The following is a 19948-nucleotide window of genomic DNA, read 5'->3' on the forward strand; positions in this document are numbered from 1 at the left end:
ACCCGGCCATCAGGTGACCCAGGTCATCGGCGAGGTCTTCGGACTGACCGGGCGAGACGCGGGACCGCTGGGGCCACCATTGAGGCGTTTTGTCTGGTTCGCCCCTCTAGGGTGAGCCGGTGGTCCCAGAATCCCCCGCACCTCCGTCGGCTCCCCCGCACCCTCCGGCCGCCCCGGCCCGGCGGCTGCTGCCGCTCGTGCTGCCCGCGATCGCCGTCGGCGTCGCCTGCGCGCTGATCCTGCTCGGGGTGAGCCTGCTCGCGGAGAGGCTCCAGGACGTGCTCTGGGAGACGCTGCCCGACACGCTCGGGGTGGGGCGGTTCTCCTCGCTCTGGATGATCGTGATGCTCACCGCGACCGGCCTCGCGGTGGGGCTCGTCCTGCGGACCGTGCCCGGTCACGGCGGGCCCGATCCGGCCACCACCGGCCTGGTGGACGCGCCGATGAGGCCCGGCATCGTGCCCGGGCTGCTCCTGGTGACCACCCTGGCGCTGGCGGGCGGGGTGAGCCTCGGCCCGGAGAACCCGATCACCGCGGCCAACGTCGCGCTGGCCTTCTGGCTCGGCCGGCGGTTCGCGCCCGGGGCGCCCGGCGAGCTGTGGGTGGCGCTCGCCGCGGCCGGGACCATCGGGGCCCTCTTCGGGACCCCGGTCGCCGCCGCGCTGATCCTCTCCGAGACGCTGGCCTCGCAGCCGGGCCACGGGGCGTTCTGGGACCGGCTGTTCGCCCCGCTCGCGGCCGGTACGGCGGGCGCGCTGACCATGTCGCTGATCGCGCACCCCAGCTTCGACCTGTCCCTCCCGGCATACGCGGGACCGCACTGGGGCGATCTGCTCTCCGCCCTGCTGATCGCCTCGGCGGGCGCCCTCCTCGGTCTGCTCGCGGTGTACGCCTTCCCGGTGGCCCACCGGGTCTTCACGGCGCTGCGGTACCCGGTGCTCGCCCTGACGCTGGGCGGTCTTGTGCTGGGGCTGCTCGGAGCGCTGGGCGGCCACCTCACCCTCTTCAAGGGGCTCGACGAGGTGAAGGAGCTCGCCGGGGACCCGGACGGCTGGTCGGCCGGGGAGTTCGCGGGAATGGCGCTGGTGAAGACGGCCGCCCTCGTGATCGCGGCGGCCTGCGGCTTCCGGGGCGGCCGGATCTTCCCGGCGGTCTTCGCGGGGGTGTCGCTGGGGCTCTGCGCCCACGCGCTGGTCGACGCGGTCCCGCCGTCGCTCGCGGTGTCCTGTGCGGTGCTGGGCGTGCTGCTGGCCGTCACCCGGCAGGGCTGGGTGAGCCTGTTCACGGCGGCGGTGCTGGTGAGCGACACGTCCGTGCTGCCGCTGCTGTGCGCCGCCACCCTGCCCGCCTGGCTGCTGGTCACGGGACGGGCCCAGATGCAGCTGGACGAGGACGGGAAGTCGCTGCGCTGAGGGGCCGCCCCCACGCTCACGGAGAAGGCCCCGTCCGGCGCGCCGGACGCACGGAACCTCCGTATCGTCTAATTCGTGCGCTTTTACAGCGTTCCGTAACGATCCCGCTCCGTCGGAGGCCCCCGCATGCCCACGCCCGTCAACGTCGCCGTCATCTACTACTCCTCCACCGGCACCGTCGCCGCGATCGCGAAGGCCATCGCCGGAGACGCGGAGCGGGCCGGGGCCCAGGTGCGGCTGCGCCGGGCGGCGGAGCTCGCCCCGCAGGCGGCCATCGACTCCAACCCGGCGTGGGCCGAGAACGTGACCGCGACCGCGGACATCCCCGAGGTCTCGCCGGACGACATGGCGTGGGCGGACGCGGTGATCTTCGGTTCGCCGACCCGGTACGGGAACGTCACCGCCCAGCTGAAGCAGTTCATCGACACGCTCGGCGGGATGTGGCAGGCGGGGCAGCTCGCCGACAAGGTCTACAGCGGCTTCACCTCCAGTTCCACCGCCCACGGCGGCCAGGAGTCCACGCTGCTCGCGCTCTACAACACGATCCACCACTTCGGCGGCATCCTCGTCGCCCCCGGGTACACCGACCCCTCGAAGTTCGTGGACGGCAACCCGTACGGCACCTCCCACGTCTCCGGGCAGGGCGACATCCCGGTCGGCGAGCAGACCCTGACCGCCGCCCGGGTGCAGGCCGAGCGGGTCGTGAAGTTCACCCGGGCGATCAAGGCGGGCCTGGCCGCCGAGAGCTGACCCCGCACCCCGAGCTGACCCCGCACCCCGAGCCGACCCCGCGCCGAGAGCCGCCCCCGCACCCCGACCGCTTCGGCCGAGAGAAGGGCCTCCACCATGCCGCTCCACCGCGGTGCCCACCCGGAACAGGACGAACCCTCGAAGGAGCGGCGCAGGCTCGCCCTGAACCCGTTCTTCGGCGAGGCCGACCCGACGGCCGCGATGAACACCGCGCCACCCCGGCACCGGCTGCCCGACGGGCCGCTGCCGCCGTCGACGGCGTACCGGCTGGTCCACGACGAGCTGATGCTCGACGGCAACTCCCGGCTCAACCTGGCCACGTTCGTCACCACGTGGATGGAGCCGCAGGCCGGCGTCCTGATGGGTGAGTGCCGGGACAAGAACATGATCGACAAGGACGAGTACCCGCGCACGGCCGAGCTGGAGCGGCGCTGTGTGGCGATGCTCGCCGACCTGTGGAACGCGCCCGACCCGAGGGCGACCGTGGGGTGTTCGACCACCGGGTCGAGCGAGGCGTGCATGCTCGCGGGGCTCGCCCTGAAGCGGCGCTGGGCGAAGTGGAACGCCGACCGCTATCCCGCGACGGCCCGGCCCAATCTGGTGATGGGCGTCAACGTTCAGGTCTGCTGGGAGAAGTTCTGCGACTTCTGGGAGGTGGAGGCCCGGCTCGTCCCGATGGAGGGCGAGCGGTTCCATCTCGACCCGGCGGCCGCCGCCGAGCTGTGCGACGAGAACACCATCGGGGTCGTCGGCGTCCTCGGCTCCACCTTTGACGGGTCCTACGAGCCGATCGCCGACCTGTGCGCGGCCCTGGACGCCCTCCAGGAGCGGACCGGTCTCGACATCCCGGTCCATGTGGACGGGGCGTCGGGCGCGATGGTGGCGCCCTTCCTCGACCCCGACCTGGTGTGGGACTTCCGGCTGCCGAGAGTGGCGTCGATCAACACCTCGGGGCACAAGTACGGCCTCGTCTACCCGGGGGTCGGCTGGGCGCTGTGGCGGACGGCGGACGCGCTACCCGAGGAGCTGGTCCTGCGGGTCAACTACCTGGGCGGCGACATGCCGACGTTCGCGCTGAACTTCTCCCGGCCCGGGGCGCAGGTGGTCGCGCAGTACTACACGTTCCTGCGCCTCGGGCACGAGGGCTACCGCGCGGTCCAGCAGGCCTCCCGGGACGTGGCGTGCGCTCTGGCCCGCGCGGTGGAGGAGCTGGGCGACTTCCGCCTCCTCACCCGGGGCGACGAGCTGCCGGTGTTCGCCTTCACGATGAACGCGGACGTCCACGCGTACGACGTGTTCGACGTGTCCCGCCGGCTGCGGGAGCACGGCTGGCTGGTGCCCGCGTACACCTTCCCCGCCAACCGGCAGGACCTCTCCGTGCTGCGCGTGGTGTGCCGCAACGGGTTCTCCTCGGACCTGGCCGAGCTGCTGATCGAGGACCTGAAGCAGCTGCTTCCCGAACTCCGGTCCCAGAAGCACCCGTTGAGCCATGACCGGACGGCCCCGACGGCCTTCCACCACTGAGCACGGCCATCGGCGCCACCCGGACCGCCGTTACCGGCTGAGGCGCGCGAACTTGGCCACCGCCAGGGGGAAGAACACCGCGATGATGGCCACCGGCCAGAGCACCGCGAGCAGTTGGGCGTGCTCGGCCGCCCAGGAGCCGGTCGCGCCGCCCGGATTGCCGAACAACTCCCGTACGGCGGTGGCCGTGGCGGACATCGGGTTCCACTCGACCAACGCGCCCAGCCAGCCCGGCATCGAATCGGGGGTGGCGAAGACGTTGGAGAGGAAGCCGACCGGCCAGACCAGGATCTGGACCGCCGCGACCATCTCCGGCCGCCCCGCCACCATGGCCAGCAGGATGCCGACCCAGAGCATCGCGAACCGCAGCAGGAGCAGCAGCCCGAACGCTCCCAGCGCGGCGGCGACCCCGTGGTGCCAGCGCCAGCCGACGGCGTAACCGACCCCGGTCATCACCGCGAGCCCGGCCGTCGAATGGAGCATGTCCGCGGCGCTGCGGCCGACCAGGACGGCGCCGGGGACCATCGGCATCGAGCGGAAGCGGTCGATGACGCCCTTGCCGAGGTCCTGGGTGACCGCGAGCATCGTGCTCTCCAGGCCGAAGGCCATGGTCAGCGCGAGCATCCCGGGGACCAGGAACTCCGTGGGGTCGCCGTCCACCCCCCGGCCGCCGCCGACCAGATAGGTGAACATCAGCAGCAGCATCACCGGGAAGACCAGGTTGACCAGGACCGCGACGGGCTGCCGGGCCCAGTGGGCCAGTTCGCGGCGGGTCATCGTCCAGGAGTCGGCCAGCGCCCAGCCGAGCCGGGAGGGCGCCCCGCCCGGTCCTGGCGCCGTCGTCGTCGCCGCGCTCATGCCGCCACCTCCGCCTTGTCCGCCTTCGCCGTCTTCCCGTCACGCCGTTCGCCGGCGGGCCGGCCGGTCAGCGACAGGAACACCTCGTCCAGGGTGGGGCGGCGCACCGCGATGTCCTCCGCCTCGATGCCCGCCTCCTCCAGCACCCGCACCGTCCGGGCCAGGGCCGCCATCCGGTCCGGGGCGGGCGCGCCGATCCGCCGCCGGTCGGCGTCCAGCACCAGGTCCGCGCCGCCGAGCAGGGCGCCCGCCTCCACCAGCCGGGACGCGTCGCGCAGGACGATGTCGATCCGGTCGCCGCCGACGAGGGCCTTCAGCTCGTCGGGGGTGCCCTCGGCGACCGCCCGGCCGTCGTCGATGAGGGAGATCCGGTCGGCCAGCTGGTCCGCCTCGTCCAGGTACTGCGTGGTCAGCAGCACCGTGGTGCCGCCGCCGACCAGGGACCGCACCGCGTCCCACACCTCGGTCCGGCCGCGCGGGTCGAGGCCGGTCGTCGGCTCGTCCAGGAACAGCACGTCCGGGTCGGTGATCAGCGACGCGGCCAGGTCGAGGCGCCTGCGCATGCCGCCGCTGTACTGCTTGACGGCCTTGCGCCCGGTGTCCGCGAGGCCGAATCGCTCCAGCAGCTCGTCCGCCCGGCTGCCCGCCCGGCGTGCGCCCAGGTGGTACAGCCGCCCGAACATCTCCAGGTTCTGCCGCCCGCCGAGCTGCTCGTCCACCGCCGCGTGCTGGCCGAGCAGCCCGATCCTGCGCCGCACCTCGCCCGCCCGTTCGCGGACGTCCAGGCCGGCCACGGTCACCCGGCCCGCGTCGTGGCGCAGCAGTGTCGACATGATCCGTACGGCGGTGGTCTTGCCCGCCCCGTTGGGGCCGAGCACTCCGTGGACGGTGCCGCTGCCGACGGCCAGGTCCAGTCCGCCCAGGGCGCTCTTCTCCCCGTACCGCTTGTGCACGCCGTCCATGACGATCGCTTCGGTCACGTTTCGTTCCCCGCCCTCCTGTAGTCAAACTTGACTAGGGGGTCGAAGGTAAACCCGGATCTCCCATTCGTCAAACTTGATTAGTCGTGGTCCCCGGGGTGGGGCACTCCGGTGGCGTACGGGTTCCCGTCGTCATCGGCGAGCAGTCCGACGAACGGATCGCCCTCGTCGACGAAGGTGTACGCGCCGCCCTCGATGCGGGCGATCAGACCTCGGGTCCACTCCGCGCCGGTGTCGGCCGAGTGCACCCAGAGGTTCATGATCTCGCCGATGTGGCCGAGGGATTCGGGGCCCTCCTCGGGGGTGTAGTACTCGGTGACCGCCCTGCGCCACTTCTCGATGCCCTCGATCCGCTCCTTGAGCAGCGCGACCGCCTCCGCCCGGGGCAGGTCGACGATGAAACCGATGGCCGCCGAGAGGACGTCCATGTTCCGGTCGTAGGAGCGGATGGCGTCACGCAGCAGGCGGCGGCACTCCGCCAGCCCCTTGTCCGTGAGCTCGTACTCGGTGCGCGGCGGGCCGCCCGCCGTGGAGGGGGCCGTCTCGTGCGCGAGGAGCAGTCCCTGCTTCGCCATCTGCTTCAGGGCGTGGTAGATCGACCCGGGCTTGGCGTTGGACCACTCGTGCGCGCCCCAGTACTCCAGGTCGTTGCGGACCTGATAGCCGTGTGCGCGACCGTGCATGCGGACGGCGCCGAGGACCAGCAGTCGGATCGCGGACATGACACCCAACACCCATCTTCCTATTCAACTTTGACTAGGGTAGCCCCGCCCGCTTGCGTTCGGTCGGCCGGTGTGCCCTCACGCGTACGGCCGGGGCCAGCAGCGCGGCGACGAGGCAGCCGGCCGCCAGCGCCGCCCACACCACGTCGTACGTGCCGAAGACGTCCCGTGCGGTGGCCCCGAGGAACGCCGAGGCGCCCGCCCCCAGCTGGTGGGCGGCGTTCGTCCAGCCGAAGACGACAGGACCGTCGTCCCCGTACACCCGGCGGGCCAGCTCGATGACGGGCGGCACGGTCGCGACGTCGACGAGTCCGTAGACCGCCACGAACAGGAGCATCGGGGCCGTGACCGTGGAGGTGAACACCAGGGGCAGCGCGAGCAGGGTGAGCGCGCGGACGGCGAAGCAGACGGTCAGCAGCCGGCGCGGGTCGAACCGGTCGGTCAGCCAGCCGGCCACCAGCGCGCCGAGGGCGGAGAAGACCCCGACGAGGGACAGCAGCGAGGCCGCCGCCGTCGCCCGCATGCCGTGATCATGTGCGGCGGGCGCCCAGTTGGACCACATGATGCCGTTGGTGGAGGCCCCGCAGAGGGCGAACACCCCGGCGAGCAACCAGAACGGACCGGTGCGCGCCGCACGCAGCAGCACCCTCAGCGCCCGCCCGGCCGCTCCGGGGACCGGGGGCGGGCGGGGGACGAACTCCGTTGCCCCGTACGGCTTCACGCCCCCGTCCGCCGGGTGGTCGCGCAGCAGCAGGAACACCAGGGCGGCGACCGCCAGGGCCGCCAGGGCCAGCGTCACCACCGGCGGGCGCCAGCCGAAGCGGCCCACGGACCAGGCCAGCAGGGGCAGGAAGAGCAGCTGGCCCAGGTGGCTGGAGGAGCTGAGCGCACCGGTCACCAGGCCGCGCCGCCGGTCGAACCAGCGGGCGGTGATCCCGGCGGCGAACGTCATGGTCAGGCAGCCGCTGCCGAGGCCGATCAGCACGCCCCAGTACGCGACCAGCTGCCACGGCCGCGTCATGACGCCGGTGAGCAGCGCCCCCGCGGCGACCAGCAGCAGCGCACCCATGACGACGCGGCGGGCCCCGACGCGGTCCATCAGCGCCGCCGCGAACGGGGCGGTGAGGCCGAACAACACCATGTTCACCGAGGCGGCGAGCGCGATCTGCCCGCGCTCCCAGGCGTACTCCTCGTGCAGGGGCGTCACCAGCAGACCCGGCACGGTGGTGAACGCCCCGGCCGTGACGATGGCCGCGCCCGCGACGGCGGCCATCAGCCAGGCGCGGTGGATCCGGGAGGGCCGGCGGGAGGGCGGGGTGTACGGGGATGCCGTGGTCGAAGGGGCCATGGCTTCAGCGTCGCGAGCGGGGCCCGTCCCCACGAGTGTCCAGATAGACCGGGTGCGCAAAGATATGGCCATGACGGTCTTCACCCGCCCCGGACGGCACCGCGTCGCCGTGCTCGCCCGCGAGGTCCTGCTCCCCATCGAGCTGGGCATCGTGCACCAGCTCTTCGGCCAGGCCAGGCAGGGGGCCTCGGCGGACGGCGAGCCGCTGTACGAGGTCGCCACCTGCACCCTGTCGCCCGGGGACGTGCGCACGGACGGCGACTTCACCGTGGCCGTCCCGCACGGCCCCGAGGCACTGGCCGAGGCCGACACCGTGATCGTCCTGTCCTCGTACGAGGACTACGTCCAGGAGACCCCGGCGCTGCCGGCCCCGCTGGCGGAGGCCTTCGCGCTGATCCGGCCCGGCGTCCGGGTGGCCTCGATCTGCACGGGGGCGTATCTGCTGGCCTCGGCCGGACTGCTCGACGGGCACCGGGCGACGACCCACTGGCGGTACACGGAGCGGTTCGCCCGGCTCTTCCCCCGGGTCGAGCTGGACCCGGACGTGCTCTACACCGACGGGGGGACCGTGCTGACCTCGGCGGGCTGCGCCTCCGGGATCGACCTCTGCCTGCACATGATCCGCCGCGACCACGGGAGCGCCGTCGCGAACGACGTGGCCCGGCGCACGGTCGTACCGCCGCACCGCGAGGGCGGGCAGGTCCAGTACATCCGCCGGCCGGTGCCCGAACGGTCGGCTCCGGGGACATCGGCGGCCCGTGCGTGGGCGCTGCGCCGGCTCCAGGACCCGATCACGCTGGGGCAGCTGGCGGCCAGGGAGTCGATGAGCGTGCGGCACTTCACCCGGCGGTTCCGGGACGAGGTCGGGCTGACGCCCATGAACTGGCTGACCCGGCAACGTATCGAACTGGCCCGGGAGTTGCTGGAGGAGTCGGACGTGCCCGTCGAGCAGGTGGCCGCCCGCGCCGGGCTCGGCACGGCGGCCAATCTGCGCCACCACTTCCACACGGCGCTGGGCGTCTCGCCGAGCGCCTACCGCGCCACGTTCCGGGGGCCGGGGGACTGAGGCAGGCCGCAGACCCCGTCAGGAAGCGGCTGCCCCCGGCAGGAGGCGGCTGCCCCCGGCAGGAGGCGGCTGCCCCCGGCAGGAGGCGGCTGCCCCCCGTCAGAGCGGGAAGACCGCCAGAACGGGAAGGCCGTCAGAACGGGAAGACCGAGCGGCCGTGCTGGATCGACATCCACCGCTGGGTGGTGAACGCCTCGACCACGGCCTCGCCGTTCAGCCGTCCCACCCCGGACGTCTTCTCGCCGCCGAACGCGACCAGCGGATCGTCCTGCACGGTGGAGTCGTTGACGTGGAACATCCCGCTGACGATCCGCTGCGCGAACTTCACGCCGCGCTCCGCGTCCCGCGTGTGCACCGCGCCGCTGAGTCCGTACGGGCTGTCGTTGACGATCCGCACGGCCTCCTCCTCGCCGTCGAACGTCATCAACAGGGCCACCGGCCCGAGGATCTCCTGCCGAAGCAGCGGGGAGTCCTCCGCGAGGCCGGTCAGGACGGTCGGGCCGACGACGTTGCCGACGGTCCGGCCGCGCACGAGCGCCGTCGCGCCGTCCGCGACCGCCCGGGCCACCAGGGCGTCCAACGCGTCGGCCTGGAAGGCGTTGATGACGGGGCCGATCCGGGTCTCCGGGTCCCTCGGGTCCCCGGTCTTCAGGGCGGCCACCTCGGCGGTGAACCGTTCGGTGAACTCCGCCGCCACCGACCGGTCCACCAGGATCCGGTTGGCCGCCATGCTGACCTGCCCCTGGTGCAGGAAGCGGCTGAAGACGGCCGCCCGGACCGCGTAGTCGACGTCGGCGTCCTCCAGCACCACCAGGGCGCTGTTCCCGCTCAGTTCGAGGATGGTCCGCTTGAAGGCGCCCGCCGCGGTGGCGGCGATGTGCCGGCCGACCCGGTCCGATCCGGTGAACGAGATCACCTTGGGCACGGGGTGCTCGATGAACGCGTCGCCGATCTCGGCGCTGTCGGTGATCACCACGTTGAGCAGCCCGGCCGGCAGCCCGGCGTCCTCGAAGATCCTCGCTATCAGGCCGCCGCCCACGACGGGGGCGTTCTGGTGGGGTTTCACGACGACCGCGTTGCCGAGCGCCAGAGCGGGGGCCACGGACTTCATCGTCACCAGGAAAGGGAAGTTGAAGGCGCTGATGACACCCACGACACCGACGGGCAGCCGGTAGAGCCGGTTCTCCCGGCCGTCCCCCACGGCGGGCAGCAGCCGCCCGGTGGGCCGCAGCGCCTGGCGGATCGCCTCGCGCAGGAACTCGGTCGCTCCCCGGACCTCGTACTGGGCCCGCAGCCGGGTGCCGCCGAGTTCGTCGATGATCGCCTCGGCGATCTCCTCCGCGCGTTCACCGGTGACGCGGAGCGCGCGTTCGAGGACGGCGCGGCGCTCGTAGGGATTGACGGCGGCCCATTCCCGCTGGGCCCGCTCGGCGGCCCGGTAGGCCCGGTCGACCTCCAGCGCGGTGGCCACGGTGACGGCGGCGAGTTTCTCACCGTTGTAGGGATTGAAATCGATGATGTCCCACGAGCCGCTGCCGGTCAGCCACTCGCCGTCGATGTACTGGTGGGCCAGTTCATGGAAGAAGGACATGCAATCCCTTACTGCAGGCGTTCGCAGACTCCTGATGCCACGTCATCCTACTGAGAAATTACGCCAGTTGGAGTAGACCGCGCAGAAGATCCCGGCTGTCTTCCGGTGTGGGGCTGTCCTGGGCGAGACCCGCCATGGCCTTTTCGTACTGCGCGACCTCCTCGGGCTTGTCCAGATAGAGCGCGCTCGTCAGCTGCTCCAAATAGACAATGTCCGACAGATCGGATTCCGGGAAACGCAGCATCGTGAACGATCCGCTCTCGCCGGCATGACCGCCATGGCTGAAGGGCATGACCTGGAGCGTGATGTTCGGCTGCTCCGACATATCGATCAGATGCCGCAACTGGGCACGCATGACGTCGCGTTCGCCGTACGGTCGGCGCAGCGCCGCCTCGTCGAGCACGGCGTGGAACGTCGGGGCGCGCTCCGAGACGAGGGCCTTCTGGCGCGCCAGCCGCAGGGCCACCCGGCGGTCGACCTCGGCGGGCGAGGCTCCGCGCATTCCGCGCGAGACGACGGCGTGGGCATACGCCTCGGTCTGCAACAGCCCGTGCACGAACTGCACTTCATAGACACGGATGAGAGAGGCGGCGCCCTCCAGGCCGATGTACGTCTGGAACCAGCCGGGCAGCACGTCTCCGTAACTGTGCCACCAACCGGCCACGTTGGCCTCACGGGCCAGACCGAGGAGGGAGTCGCGCTCCGCCTCGTCCGCGACCCCGTAGAGCGTGAGCAGGTCCTCGACGTCCCTGGCCTTGAAGCTCACCCGTCCCAACTCCATGCGGCTGATCTTCGATTCGGAGGCCCGGATCGAGTAGCCGGCCGCCTCACGGGTGATTCCGCGCGACTCCCGCAGTCTCCTGAGCTGAGAGCCCAGGAGGATGCGCCGCACCACCGATCCACTCGACTCGCCTGCCGACACTGGCCCGACCCTCCCCATCGCTTCCCCTGGCAACCGGAGCCCCCCAACCCCGACTGCCGGATTCTGCCACCAAAACGCATCAGCCCGTACTCATTCGATTACGGAAATGGGAAGACGTTTAGGAAGCACCCGAAACTGACCCAGGGAAGAAATACCCCGGAACCACCACGGTATCGGGCAGGTCCGGCGCGTGCACGTGCATCTGCCCTTGCATCTGCCCTGCGCATTCGGAACCATGGTCCTCGCGCACCTGCGTGCTCGTGTTGTGCCGCTGTACCCCCCGCAGTACCGCTACAGGCAGTGCCGCTACAGCCGCGAATCCCGGGAGTGCCTCGTATGGGGACGAATGGATCGACGATGCTCGAGCCGTTACGGCAGGGGCTTCCCCCCACCGACCCCTCAGGGGTTGCCGGATCGGCGTCCTGTGCTCTGCCCGCACGCTACGAAGCGGTCGGCGGGGCACGGAAGTTCACCCGGTCGACGCTGGAGCGATGGGAGCTGGGCGACCGATTCGACGACGTCGCCCTGGTGGTGTCCGAACTCGTCACCAACGCCCTGCGCCACGCGCTGCCCGGCGATCCGCCCCGGGAAATGACGGACCCGCCGGTGCGACTGCATCTGATGCGCTGGACCTCGCGACTGGTGTGCGCCGTGCGCGACCCCAGCCGGGAGAGCCCGGTGGCGGGCGAGGCGGCGGATTCGGCCGAATCCGGCCGCGGACTCTTCCTGGTGGAATGCGTCAGCGACAGCTGGGGCTGGCACCCTTCTCCCGTACAGCTCGGAGAACTGCCTTCGGGCCCGCTGTACGGCAAGGTCGTCTGGGCCCTTTTCCGGCTCCAGGAGAACGCGAAGCCGAGTTCGTGAGTACCCCGGTCCGGCCCGTCACGGGCCGGACCCCGCGTCAGGCGCCCGCGGCGAGGTGGTCGAACTCGCCGTCCTTGACGCCGAGCAGCAGCGCCTCTATCTCCGCCGGCGTATAGACGAGGGCGGGCCCGTCGGGGTGGCGGGAGTTCCGCATCGCCACATTCCCTCCGGGCAGCCGCGCGAACTCCACACAGGATCCCTGGGAGTTGCTGTGCCTGCTCTTCTGCCAGACGACTCCGCGAAGCTCTGTGGCCGCCATGCCGTTGTACACGTGGTGCACAGGACGCTCCCCGAGTTGCAAGGTGCAAGTGTCAACTAGCTCGGATCATAGCTCTGTTCATATGCCAATGCATGAGCAGATGCACGTGCACGCGGGGTGTTCCTTTGATTACAGGCCTTTCCGCCCCGGCCGCGCCCTCCGGGAAGAGAGACGAACGGCACGCCTATTTCGCTCCCGTTCAAGGGAGTTGATCGCTACGGACCTTGGTAACGTGGCGCGGTCTTTCGACCGGAAAACAGCAAGGGGGAACTCCACGTGACCAGATCTCTACGCACCGGCGCCGTCGCGGTCGCCGCTCTGGCCGCCGCACTGGCGCTGACCGCGTGCGGCGGAGACGGGGCGAGCAAGGATTCCGGCGCGGATTCCGCGGCGAGCCCGACGCCCGGGAGCGGCGGCGGCAACGGTTCCGGGGAGTCGGCGGGCAGCGGCGCCGTGGACGCGGCGGCGCTGGAGGGCACCTGGGTGGGGCTGACGGGCGGCAAGAACGTCACGGCGTCCATCAGCGCCCGCAAGGTCGCCCTGGTCGCCGATCAGTCCGTGTGCCAGGGCGATGTGAAGGACATGGGCGGCGAACCGATGCTGGCGCTGAAGTGCACCGGCGGCTCCACCGACCGCACGATGGGCGCGATCGACTCCGTGGACGGCACGAAGCTGGTGCTCTCGTGGGACGGCGGCGTCAAGGACACCCTCACCAAGGCCGAACCGGGCAAACTGCCGAGCGGCATGCCCTCGCTCCCCGGCCTCGGCGACCTGCCCGACATCCCTGACGTCCCCGCGCCCTGACGCCCGCCCGGGGGCCGCTCAGCCCTCGGCCAGCGTGCTGCTGACCCGGGTGGAGCCGCCCCGCTCGTCCAGGGCCCGGGTGAACTCCTCCAGCGCGTCCAGGAGCAGCGCCGCGCCCCGGCGCACGACCGGGTCGCCGATCGGCGTCGTGCCGTCGTCCGCCGGGGTGGGCATGTCCCAGTGGGCCACCGCGTCCACCACCGGCTGCCAGTCGGGCAGCCGCCGCTCCCGTACCGCCCTGGCGCCCTTCTCGGTGGCCCGGCGCACCGCCTCGGCCAGCTGGGCGGCGCCGGGCACCGGGTCGGCCGACCGGGCCGGCAGATGGGCCTCCAGCACCATCGCGGACCGGCCCAGCTGGGCCAGCGCGTGCTGGGCGTCGGTGGCGGCGGCCCGGGAGATGCCCCGGTGGCGTACGGGTTCGTGCTGGGCGGTCGCCAGCGCCTCCTGCCACGCCACACGCGCCTCCCGGGTGGCGATCAGGGCGTCCCGGACGTCCTCGGCGTCCCGGGAGGCGGGGTCCGCGTACCGGTCGACGACCGTGGCCGCGTACCGCCCGTCCGCCACCAGCCACTCGGCCAGCCGGTCGCGCAGCCGCGGGGTCTCCCAGGCCGGGTAGACGGCGTACGAGATCATCGCGAGGAGCCCGCCGACGAGCGTCAGGACGATGCGCTCGGTGACGGTCTGGGACCAGTCGTCGCCGGCCATGCCGAGCAGGAAGACGACGTACGCGGCGACGCAGACCTGGCCGACGGCGTAGCCGGTGCGCATCAGCAGGTACATCAGCCAGGCGCAGATCACCGCGAGGAGCGCGGAGAGCCGGGCGTCGGGACTGGTGGTCTGCACGACGGCGGTGGCGAGCCCGACGCCGACCAGGGTGCCGCCGAAGCGTCCCGCCGCGCGGGCGTACGTCTGCGAGAACTCGGGCCGCATCACCATGACGGCGGTCATCGGCGCCCAGTAGCCGTGGCCGAACGGCACGGCCTCGCCGACGAAGTACCCGGAGACGGCGACCACCGCGACCCGGACGGCGTGGCGCAGGATCGGCGAGCCGTGGTGCAGCTCGCGGCGCATCGAGGCCAGCACCACCGGGACCAGTTTCAGCAGCGTGGGCCGGTGCCGGGTGTCCGGGGCGAGGCCGGAGGGGACCCCGCTGTCGGTCCCCGTGCCCTCGGCGATCTCCAGGACGTCGTCGAGCAGGGCCGAGAGCCGGTCGGCGGCGCGGCGGGCGGGGCCGACGAGGATCACGTCGTTGTCGGGGGTCTTCAGGACGCCCAGGTCCGTGGCGGAGAGATGGACGGGCTCGCCGTGCCGGACAGCGCGCGCGGCGGCGTCCAGGACCGATCCGGCCGCGCCCAGCAACTCGTTCACCCAGAGCCGCTCAAGACCGTCGCCGGGCACCCCCATCGCCGGGTCCGCGAGCGAGGCGAGCACCGGGCGCAGCCGCTCGGCGACCCCCCGTGCCCCGTGCAGTTCGGCCGGGCGGCGGCGGGCCTCCCGCGGGGTGACGGCGGCGGCGCTGCGGGCGGTCATCAGGGGCAGCGGGTCGAAGGCGGCGACCGGGTCGAGCCGCAGGCGGCGGGCGTAGTCGGCCTCGGCGGCCAGGGCGTCGGCGAGCGCGTCGCGCTGGGCGCCCCATCTGCGGACCGGGAAGAGGACGATGAGGGCGGCCTGCACGACCCCGCCGACGGCGATCATCCCGGCGTGGGCGGCGGCGTCCACGACCGAGGTGGGCAGGGTGATCGTCACCAGCATGATCGCGACGTTGGACGCGGCGATGATGCCGCCCGTGGGGCCCGCCGCCCAGGCCAGTCCGGCGAGGAAGGTCCAGGCGCCGAGGAGGCACAGGAAGAGCACGACGTGCGCGCCGCTGACGTAACCGACGAACGTCGATACGGCGAGGCTCGCACCGGAGACGAGGGCGAGGACGGGGCGGGGCCGCCAGCTGCGCTGGAAGGTGGCGAGGGCCGCCTGGAACGCGCCGAACGCGGAGCTCGCCGCGATCTCCGGCCCGAACATCACGAGGCCGGCCCCGACGACGAGGGCGAGGCCGGCCGCACCGCGCAGGGCGATGAGGGGTTCCAGCCTCTGCCGCTCGATCTCCAGCCCCGAGCGGGCGGTCTCCTTCAGCGCCCGGAGCCAGCTCATGGGCCGAGCCTAGCCGTGCAATCCAGGACAAGCTCGACTTAGGACATGATTTCGCCATCGGGTCGGTGGGACGTGCCGCCCGTGTGGGCCCGGTCGGCGGCCTCGGTGCCGTGTGTCCAGCCGTCCAGGTCGGTGATGCCGCGGACCCGGGATGTGGTGGTCCTCGGGAACATCCGCCCGGCGGTTTCGGTGACCGCGACGTCCCGGGCGGCCAGCACCGGCAGCAGCTCGCCGGCCGGAACCGCGTCGGCGCCGTCGGCCGCCGCGGTGACCCGCTCGGCGCCGTCGGCGAGCCGGCGGCCGAGCCGCTGGGCGTACCCCATCAGAAACGCCTGCCGGAAGGTCTTGGTCCGCTTGCGTCCTCCGGCGCGCTGACCGGCCTCCGCCCGGGTCATCGCGGCCGTCCCCTGGACGAGCAGGGAGGTGAACAGCAGCTCGACGGCCTCCAGGTCCGGCTCGAAGCCGACGACCGTGGTGAAGCCGAGATCGTCGTTCCACACGGCCCGGCAGCGGTTGGCGGAGGCGACCGCGTCGAGCAGGATCGCCTTGGCGCTCTCGTACGGGGGCTCCACCCCGATCCGGCAGGCGCCCGGCGTCTCGCGGCTGTGCGTCCGGGCGGCGAGGAGGGCCTCGTCGATGCTGTGCCGGGCCATCAGCTCCTGCGCCTTGGTGGTCAGCGCCTCGGCCTCCTCCGGGAAACCGGTCGCCTCCGCCTTCGCCAGCAGCGCCCGGATCCGGGTCAGCATGCGGGGCTCGTCGGCGGCGGGCGGCCGGTGCGGGTGATCGGCGGCGGCGCCGGGCGGGGGCCCCACGGGCTCGATGGCGGGCAGCCGCAGCAGCAGCCGGTACAGCTCCAGCAGGTCACCCGCGTAACGGAACCGGTCGGGGCGGTTGCGCGGCACCGGGGCGGGCAGTTCGGCGAGCTGCTGCCGCCAGCGGGGCGGCAGCTCCGCGTACCGGGCGGTCTCGGCGGCGATCAGGGTCGCGGCCAGCGCCGCCCGCCGCTCGTCCAGCTCGTGGCGGACGAACCGGACCAGGTCGGCCGGGTGCCAGCCCCGGTCCCATGCCCGGCGCACGAACTCCTCGCCGCGCCGGTGCGCCTCCGCGTCGGCCTCCGGGGCTGCGGCGAGCAGGGAGGCCCCGGTGTCGAGGGCGGCGTCGCCCGCCACGTAGAGGGCCGCCGCGCACGCCCGGTCGATCACCGATTCCATCCGGCCAAGGGTAGGCGCACGGCCCGGCCCACTGAAGGTTCGGTCCACCCGAGGCCCGGCGCGCTCCGCCTCCGGGGCACTGTCAGTGGCGGGTGCCAGACTCGCACCCATGACCGAACGGTGGGCGGTGGCGGCTGCGGACGGGGGCGGGGCGCTGCTCGCGCCGCTGGCCCGGGACGGCATGCCCGCCGGGCCGGTCCTCGCCGAGCCCGACCTGGTCGAGGCGATCCGCTCCCGGCCCGACGTGGTGCGCTGGGTGTGGCGGTCGACCGCCGAGATCTACCCCCGGCTGCTGGCCGCCGGGGTCCGGGTCGAGCGGTGCTACGACATCGAGTGCGCCGAGCTGCTGCTGCTCGGGCACGCCGGGCGGCTCGGCGAGCCCCGTTCCGCCGCCGCCGCGCTGGCCAGGCTGGACAACGCGCCGGTGCCGCCGGACCCGCCCGCCCGGTCCGCCGAGCCGGGCGCGCAGTCCTCCCTCTTCGAGCCGCCGTCGGGCCCCGGGGTGCCGTTCGAGGGGCTCCTGCGGGTCTACGCGGACCAGGTGCGCCGTCACGACGCGGCGGAGCACCCGGACCGGATGCGCCTGCTGACCGCGTCGGAGTCGGCGGGGATGCTCGTGACCGCCGAGATGCACCGGGCCGGGCTGCCCTGGCGTGCCGACGTCCACCGGGAGCTGCTGAACGGGCTGCTGGGCGAGCGGTACGCGGGCGGCGGCGAGCCCCGCAGACTCGCCGAGCTGGCGGACGAGGTGTCGGCGGCGTTCGGCCGAAGAGTCCGCCCCGACCTGCCGGCCGATGTGGTGAAGGCGTTCGCGCAGGCGGGCATCCCGGTGAAGTCGACCCGGCGGTGGGAGCTGGAGGAGCTGGACCATCCGGCGGTCGAGCCGCTGATCGCGTACAAGAAGCTGTACCGGATCTGGACGGCGCACGGCTGGTCCTGGCTCCAGGACTGGGTGCGCGAGGGCCGTTTCCGCCCGGAGTACCAGCCGGGCGGTACGGTCAGCGGCCGCTGGACGACCAACGGCGGCGGGGCCCTCCAGATCCCCAAGGTGATCCGGCAGGCCGTCGTCGCCGACGAGGGGTGGCGGCTCGTCGTCGCGGACGCCGACCAGATGGAGCCCCGGGTGCTGGCGGCGATCTCCCGCGACCGGGGTCTGATGGAGGTGGCCGGTCATGACGGCGACCTCTACAAGGCCCTGTCCGACCGGGCGTTCTCCGGCGACCGCGACCACGCCAAGCTGGCCCTGCTCGGGGCGATCTACGGCCAGACGTCCGGGGACGGACTGAAGAACCTGGCCGCTCTGCGCCGCCGCTTCCCGCTGGCCGTCGCCTATGTCGACGACGCGGCGCGGGCGGGCGAGGAGGGGCGGGTGGTGCGGACCTGGCTGGGCCGGACCAGCCCGCCGCTCGCGTTGGCGGGGCAGGACGAGGAGGCGGGCCTTCCCCAGGAGGGTCCCGAGGGCTCCGGGGCCGCGCCGGACGGCGGTCCGGCGCGGGCCCGGGGGCGCTTCACCCGTAACTTCGTGGTGCAGGGCAGCGCGGCCGACTGGGCGCTGCTGCTGCTGGCCGCGCTGCGCCGGACCCTCCATGAGCAGGGGCTGCGGGCGCGGTTGGTGTTCTTCCAGCACGACGAGGTGATCGTGCACTGCCCTGCCGAAGAGAGCACCGCCGTCGCGGAGGCGATCCGCGCGGCGGGCGAGCTGGCCGGGCGGACCGCCTTCGGCCGGACGCCGGCGCGGTTCCCCTTCACGACGGCGGTGGTGGAGCGGTATGCGGACGCGAAGTGACGCCCGTGGCGTGACTGAGGCATGCCGGCCGTCGCGGACCCGGTCCCTGGCGTGACTGGGACATGCTGGCCGTCGCGGACCCGGTCCCTGGCGTGACTGGGACATGCTGGCCGTCGCGGACCCGGTCATGATGCGCCGGACGTCCCCTACCGCTGCTGGAGCCTCGGCCATTCCGGGCTGATGGCCAGGGCGGTGAGCTGGTCCATCGTGAGCGCGGGCGCGGGCCGGGTGGCGGGGCTCGACTGCTCGCCGGAGTTGAAGGCCGAGACGACGACCCGCATACCGTCGGGGCGCAACGTGTCGGCCGTCCACATGACCACTCCCTGGCCGCCCTTCTCACCGGGCTTCTTCGAGGTGGCGAGCAGGGTGCCGTCCGGCAGGGTGGTCGCCTCGCGGTACAGCTGGTCGGCGACGTCCCGCATGTCGCGCTGCACATTGATCTGCACGAGGGACCGGCCCTCGCCGTCGTCGACGACGACCGACGCGAACTCACCCCCGCTGTCCGTCTCATCCCCCACGGAGAGGCCGTCGGGCAGCAGCGAGCGGAAGGTGGGCATCAGCAGCGCGTAGTCGAGCGGCGGCGCCGGCTCCCCCGCATCGTGCGTTCCGCGCGAGGCCGGGTCCGACGAGGGCTCGCCGGTGCGCGCGGTTTCCTTGGCGGTGGGCGCCGACGCGTCCGGGGCCGGGGGCGCGTCCGACGGGGTGGCCGTCGCGGCGTCCGTGGGCGCGGCCGTCGGCGTGGGGGTGGCGGTGTCCGTGGCAGCGTCCGTGGGGGTGGCGGCCGTCTGCGGGACCGGGCCACTGCTCGCGACGTTCGCCCGGTCGACGGGGGCGCCCAGCTGCCCGGTGGCGAAAGTGACCCCGCCGCCGACGAGGGCCAGGGTCAGTACGCTGCCCGCCACGGCGGCGGCACGGCGGCGGCGCACGGTGCGCCGGCCGTGTTCCAGCGCGCCGTCCACCAGGGCGCCGCGGCCGGACAGCTCGAAGGTCTCTCCGGCACGGCGCATTTCCGTACCGAGGCCGTCCTCGAACGGCTGATCGTCTTCACTGGGCATGGGGAACCACCACTTCTCGTTCTCAATGATCGACGGTTGACGGCCCACGGGGCCGGTCGGGCAGGCGGCCGGAGGCCGCCGGAGGTCAGCGGAGGTCAGCGGAGGTCAGGCGAGGTCAGCGGAGGTCAGCGGGCGGCGAACTCCGCGATGCTGCCGCCCAGCAGCTCACGCAGCCGCCCGAGGGCCCGCACGCAGCGGGTCCGTACGGCGGCGGAGCTGACCTGGAGGGCGGCGGCGGTCTCCTCGATGCTCCGGTCCTCCCAGTACCGCAGCACCACGACCGCCCGGTCCTTGGGGGCCAGTTGGGCCAGGGCCCGGAGCAGCGTCATCCGCAGCGCCGGGTCGTCGGGGGCGGTCTGAGCGCCCTCGGGCAGTTCGGCCAGCGGGCGTTCGCTCGCGGAGCGGCGTCGCCGGTGGGTCAGGAAGGTCCGTACGAGCACGGTCTGCGCGTACGCCGCCGGGTTGTCGATCCTGCGGGCCCGGCCCCACAGCACGTACATCCGGCTCAGCGTCTCCTGCACCAGGTCCTCGGCGAGGTGCACATCGCCGCTGGTCAGCAGGCAGGCCGAGCGGAACAGATGGCCGGCCCGGCCGGCCGCGAACACCTTGAACTCCTCGGTACGCGACGCCCTCATGCACTCCCCCGTCCGT

18 protein-coding genes are annotated in these 19948 nt (G+C 72.9%); 7 read left to right on the forward strand and 11 right to left on the reverse strand.

The features are described 5' to 3' along the window. The first annotated feature begins 119 nt into the window (after positions 1 to 119). The 3 genes from D581_RS0124005 to gad all read left to right on the forward strand — a co-directional run bounded on the left by D581_RS0124005 (position 120) and on the right by gad (position 3686). Positions 120 to 1412, forward strand: a complete 1293-nt coding sequence (locus D581_RS0124005; protein ID WP_018959741.1) for an ion channel protein — start codon at positions 120 to 122, stop codon at positions 1410 to 1412. 126 nt (positions 1413 to 1538) lie between these two features. Next, positions 1539 to 2162: an NAD(P)H:quinone oxidoreductase gene (wrbA, locus tag D581_RS0124010; protein ID WP_018959742.1), complete on the forward strand. Its 624-nt coding sequence runs from the start codon at positions 1539 to 1541 to the stop codon at positions 2160 to 2162. Between the two features lie 96 nt (positions 2163 to 2258). Continuing rightward, a complete protein-coding gene (gene gad / locus D581_RS0124015) occupies positions 2259 to 3686 on the forward strand; it encodes a glutamate decarboxylase (protein WP_018959743.1) in 1428 nt (475 codons plus the stop codon). Positions 3687 to 3716: 30 nt separating this feature from the next. On the opposite strand, the gene D581_RS0124020 is transcribed toward gad, so the two are convergent. From D581_RS0124020 to D581_RS0124035, 4 genes are all read right to left on the reverse strand, one after another. Further along, positions 3717 to 4544: an ABC transporter permease gene (locus D581_RS0124020; protein WP_018959744.1), complete on the reverse strand. Its 828-nt coding sequence runs from the start codon at positions 4542 to 4544 to the stop codon at positions 3717 to 3719. Continuing rightward, on the reverse strand, positions 4541 to 5524 hold the full coding sequence (locus tag D581_RS0124025) for a daunorubicin resistance protein DrrA family ABC transporter ATP-binding protein (protein WP_018959745.1): 984 nt from the start codon (positions 5522 to 5524) through the stop codon (positions 4541 to 4543). The genes D581_RS0124020 and D581_RS0124025 overlap by 4 nt, the downstream gene beginning before the upstream one ends. 80 nt (positions 5525 to 5604) lie before the next feature. Next, positions 5605 to 6246, reverse strand: coding sequence for a PadR family transcriptional regulator (locus D581_RS0124030; protein ID WP_018959746.1), 642 nt, complete (start codon positions 6244 to 6246; stop codon positions 5605 to 5607). Positions 6247 to 6280: 34 nt separating this feature from the next. Next, entirely contained in the window at positions 6281 to 7594 is a 1314-nt protein-coding gene (locus tag D581_RS0124035) for an MFS transporter (protein WP_018959747.1), read from the reverse strand. A gap of 64 nt (positions 7595 to 7658) precedes the next feature. Here D581_RS0124035 and D581_RS0124040 point away from each other — a divergent pair, with 64 nt between their 5' ends. Continuing rightward, a complete protein-coding gene (locus tag D581_RS0124040) occupies positions 7659 to 8660 on the forward strand; it encodes a helix-turn-helix domain-containing protein (protein WP_018959748.1) in 1002 nt (333 codons plus the stop codon). Positions 8661 to 8793: 133 nt separating this feature from the next. Here the strand turns inward: D581_RS0124040 and D581_RS0124045 are convergent, their stop codons facing one another. Both D581_RS0124045 and D581_RS0124050 read right to left on the reverse strand, forming a co-directional pair. Next, positions 8794 to 10251, reverse strand: coding sequence for an aldehyde dehydrogenase family protein (locus tag D581_RS0124045; RefSeq protein ID WP_018959749.1), 1458 nt, complete (start codon positions 10249 to 10251; stop codon positions 8794 to 8796). Between the two features lie 58 nt (positions 10252 to 10309). After that, positions 10310 to 11173: a Scr1 family TA system antitoxin-like transcriptional regulator gene (locus tag D581_RS0124050; protein WP_026290853.1), complete on the reverse strand. Its 864-nt coding sequence runs from the start codon at positions 11171 to 11173 to the stop codon at positions 10310 to 10312. A 357-nt stretch (positions 11174 to 11530) separates the two neighbouring features. Here D581_RS0124050 and D581_RS0124055 point away from each other — a divergent pair, with 357 nt between their 5' ends. After that, a complete protein-coding gene (locus D581_RS0124055) occupies positions 11531 to 12037 on the forward strand; it encodes an ATP-binding protein (protein ID WP_018959751.1) in 507 nt (168 codons plus the stop codon). A 37-nt stretch (positions 12038 to 12074) separates the two neighbouring features. On the opposite strand, the gene D581_RS0124060 is transcribed toward D581_RS0124055, so the two are convergent. Continuing rightward, positions 12075 to 12317: a DUF397 domain-containing protein gene (locus D581_RS0124060; protein ID WP_003968242.1), complete on the reverse strand. Its 243-nt coding sequence runs from the start codon at positions 12315 to 12317 to the stop codon at positions 12075 to 12077. Between the two features lie 255 nt (positions 12318 to 12572). Between D581_RS0124060 and D581_RS0124065 the strand changes: the two genes are divergently transcribed. Further along, positions 12573 to 13100: a hypothetical protein gene (locus D581_RS0124065; protein ID WP_018959752.1), complete on the forward strand. Its 528-nt coding sequence runs from the start codon at positions 12573 to 12575 to the stop codon at positions 13098 to 13100. A gap of 18 nt (positions 13101 to 13118) precedes the next feature. Here the strand turns inward: D581_RS0124065 and D581_RS0124070 are convergent, their stop codons facing one another. After that, positions 13119 to 15245 carry an FUSC family protein gene (locus D581_RS0124070; RefSeq protein WP_018959753.1) on the reverse strand — a complete coding sequence of 709 codons (2127 nt, stop codon included), beginning with the start codon at positions 15243 to 15245 and terminating at the stop codon, positions 13119 to 13121. A gap of 38 nt (positions 15246 to 15283) precedes the next feature. After that, a complete protein-coding gene (locus D581_RS0124075) occupies positions 15284 to 16456 on the reverse strand; it encodes a DUF2786 domain-containing protein (RefSeq protein WP_026290854.1) in 1173 nt (390 codons plus the stop codon). Positions 16457 to 16565: 109 nt separating this feature from the next. On the opposite strand from D581_RS0124075, the gene D581_RS0124080 reads away from it, so the two are divergent. Further along, positions 16566 to 18242 (forward strand): bifunctional 3'-5' exonuclease/DNA polymerase, encoded by a 1677-nt coding sequence (locus D581_RS0124080; RefSeq protein WP_018959755.1) that lies wholly within the window; start codon positions 16566 to 16568, stop codon positions 18240 to 18242. A 146-nt stretch (positions 18243 to 18388) separates the two neighbouring features. On the opposite strand, the gene D581_RS0124085 is transcribed toward D581_RS0124080, so the two are convergent. Together D581_RS0124085 and D581_RS0124090 are read right to left on the reverse strand one after the other, a co-directional pair. Then, a complete protein-coding gene (locus tag D581_RS0124085; RefSeq protein ID WP_026290855.1) occupies positions 18389 to 19297 on the reverse strand; it encodes a hypothetical protein in 909 nt (302 codons plus the stop codon). Between the two features lie 125 nt (positions 19298 to 19422). After that, positions 19423 to 19932 carry a SigE family RNA polymerase sigma factor gene (locus tag D581_RS0124090; protein WP_018959756.1) on the reverse strand — a complete coding sequence of 170 codons (510 nt, stop codon included), beginning with the start codon at positions 19930 to 19932 and terminating at the stop codon, positions 19423 to 19425. Between the last annotated feature and the right edge of the window lie 16 nt (positions 19933 to 19948).

The organism is Streptomyces sp. CNB091, assembly GCF_000377965.1.

What these genes read in the sequence shown, in the direction of transcription:
- wrbA (WP_018959742.1), top strand. Translation starts at nt 1,539, where the DNA reads ATGCCCACGCCCGTCAACGTCGCCGTCATCTACTACTCCTCCACCGGC.
- gad (WP_018959743.1), top strand. Translation starts at nt 2,259, where the DNA reads ATGCCGCTCCACCGCGGTGCCCACCCGGAACAGGACGAACCCTCGAAG.
- D581_RS0124020 (WP_018959744.1), bottom strand. Translation starts at nt 4,544, where the DNA reads ATGAGCGCGGCGACGACGACGGCGCCAGGACCGGGCGGGGCGCCCTCC.
- D581_RS0124030 (WP_018959746.1), bottom strand. Translation starts at nt 6,246, where the DNA reads ATGTCCGCGATCCGACTGCTGGTCCTCGGCGCCGTCCGCATGCACGGT.
- D581_RS0124035 (WP_018959747.1), bottom strand. Translation starts at nt 7,594, where the DNA reads ATGGCCCCTTCGACCACGGCATCCCCGTACACCCCGCCCTCCCGCCGG.
- D581_RS0124040 (WP_018959748.1), top strand. Translation starts at nt 7,659, where the DNA reads ATGGCCATGACGGTCTTCACCCGCCCCGGACGGCACCGCGTCGCCGTG.
- D581_RS0124045 (WP_018959749.1), bottom strand. Translation starts at nt 10,251, where the DNA reads ATGTCCTTCTTCCATGAACTGGCCCACCAGTACATCGACGGCGAGTGG.
- D581_RS0124055 (WP_018959751.1), top strand. Translation starts at nt 11,531, where the DNA reads ATGCTCGAGCCGTTACGGCAGGGGCTTCCCCCCACCGACCCCTCAGGG.
- D581_RS0124070 (WP_018959753.1), bottom strand. Translation starts at nt 15,245, where the DNA reads ATGAGCTGGCTCCGGGCGCTGAAGGAGACCGCCCGCTCGGGGCTGGAG.
- D581_RS0124075 (WP_026290854.1), bottom strand. Translation starts at nt 16,456, where the DNA reads ATGGAATCGGTGATCGACCGGGCGTGCGCGGCGGCCCTCTACGTGGCG.
- D581_RS0124080 (WP_018959755.1), top strand. Translation starts at nt 16,566, where the DNA reads ATGACCGAACGGTGGGCGGTGGCGGCTGCGGACGGGGGCGGGGCGCTG.
- D581_RS0124085 (WP_026290855.1), bottom strand. Translation starts at nt 19,297, where the DNA reads ATGCCCAGTGAAGACGATCAGCCGTTCGAGGACGGCCTCGGTACGGAA.
- D581_RS0124090 (WP_018959756.1), bottom strand. Translation starts at nt 19,932, where the DNA reads ATGAGGGCGTCGCGTACCGAGGAGTTCAAGGTGTTCGCGGCCGGCCGG.